We start from the raw sequence: 1,571 nt of genomic DNA on the forward strand, positions 1-1,571 counted from the left end.
ACCCACAAACTTTCCTGTAGGTATTATAAAAAAGAGGACGCCCTGAATTTCTTAGCTTTCAAGTTCACCCGAACTTTTAACTAACCCAAGGAGTCCTCCTATGGAAACACTTAAAAAGGCTCACATAGCCGTTGACTTACACAGCAATACGAGTACCATTGGATACATGAACCAAGAAGGTAAATATATCGCTCAGCATCAAGTACAAACCACACCGATCAATTTGATCAACGAGGTAGTTGCCATTCCTGCTGAGTACAAGACGTTAACCATTGAACAAGGCAATATGACCTTTTGGGCGGCCCAGCAGCTTCAAGACTATGTAGATGAATTGATTGTTTGTGATCCCCGCCGCAATGCATTGATCAGTCGTGGAGAGAATAAAAGCGACAAGGTGGATACCAAGGGGTTATGCACTCTGTTACGGCTGGGGGCTCTGAAGCCGGTGTGGCGCCCCAAGCAAATGGGGGTGCGGCGGTTGTTCTTTGATCAGGTCAAGGAATACCAGCGCCTGGTCAAAACCCTCTCGATCCATAAGCGACAGTTTATCGATAGCCTGCGCCATTGGGGAGTCAACACCAGCGTAAGCAAAGCCGATTACAAGAACCCCCAGGCGTTGTTGAGCCAGGTAGATGTCGAGCTGATCAAAGACGAATATGTGGAAAAATTACGCTTCATAGAGCACATTGAAGCGGCCAAACAGCGGGCCATGAAGCGGTTTATGAAGACAGGAAAGGCCTTTTGGGAGATTGCCGAGTTTGCCAGGATTCCCGGCATCGGCCCGGTAGGCTCTCATCGGTTTTCCGGCTATCTTCAAACTCCCTACCGGTTCCGACGTGCCGGTCAACTGATCAAATTTTGTAAGCTGGCTATTCGAAAATTTACCAGCGACGGGCGCAAAGTGCGCAGTGAGCGGCTCAGCAAAGCCGGCCATGGGTGCTTGAAGAGTGTGGCCAATACAGCCTGGACGACTGCCAAAAGCAGTGACAATGAAGTCAGTCGCTATTATCAGGACTGCCTCGAGGAAGTAGGCAATCCGGATCATGCCCGGCTGAGTACCGAACGCAAAATTTTAGTCACCATGTGGGCTCTTTGGAAGAATCAGGAGCCGTACGATCCGAATAAGTTTACATATAAGTATGGGGATTCCACCCGATAGACCCTGGCTTGTCGAGCAGTGATGCAGACCGGGCTGGGGAAGATCGGGTTGCCGGGACAGACTCCTTTTTTGGGTTCTCTCCGTTGGATCTTCAACAGGACCTACAAGTAGCTTAGTCGCCTGGCATGGAAGCCCCATACGACCTTAACCCGAAGCGGCCAACCGTTGGGTAGATCCCAACTGGTTGACTGCTTTGAGGTTCATATATAAGAATGGTTCCAGACAACCGAAAACAACAGCTACAGGTCGGAAGGATCCGAACCGACTTGGTCAAATACGCATTATTGTGCTACAACTAAATCTATTGAAAGTAGGAATTTGCCATAAAGGGGACGTCCTAAAAGTTCAAAAACTTTCCATGGGAACGTCATGGGGGAAGTATGTTCTTGACTTTCTTTTTTATATAAGAACC

At 48.6% G+C, this 1,571-nt stretch carries 1 protein-coding gene; it reads left to right on the forward strand.

The window, feature by feature from the left end; translation table 11 throughout:
• Window positions 1-100 precede the first annotated feature (100 nt).
• Window positions 101-1,159: a transposase gene (locus AABW11_RS19950; RefSeq protein WP_340107092.1), complete on the forward strand. Its 1,059-nt coding sequence runs from the start codon at window positions 101-103 to the stop codon at window positions 1,157-1,159.
• The last annotated feature ends 412 nt before the right edge of the window (window positions 1,160-1,571 follow it).

Source organism: Rhodohalobacter sp. 8-1, assembly GCF_038150125.1.
GTDB lineage: Bacteria > Bacteroidota > Rhodothermia > Balneolales > Balneolaceae > SW132.

Excerpts from the sequence above, each read along its gene's own strand:
- AABW11_RS19950 (WP_340107092.1), top strand. The coding sequence starts at position 101 with ATGGAAACACTTAAAAAGGCTCACATAGCCGTTGACTTACACAGCAAT.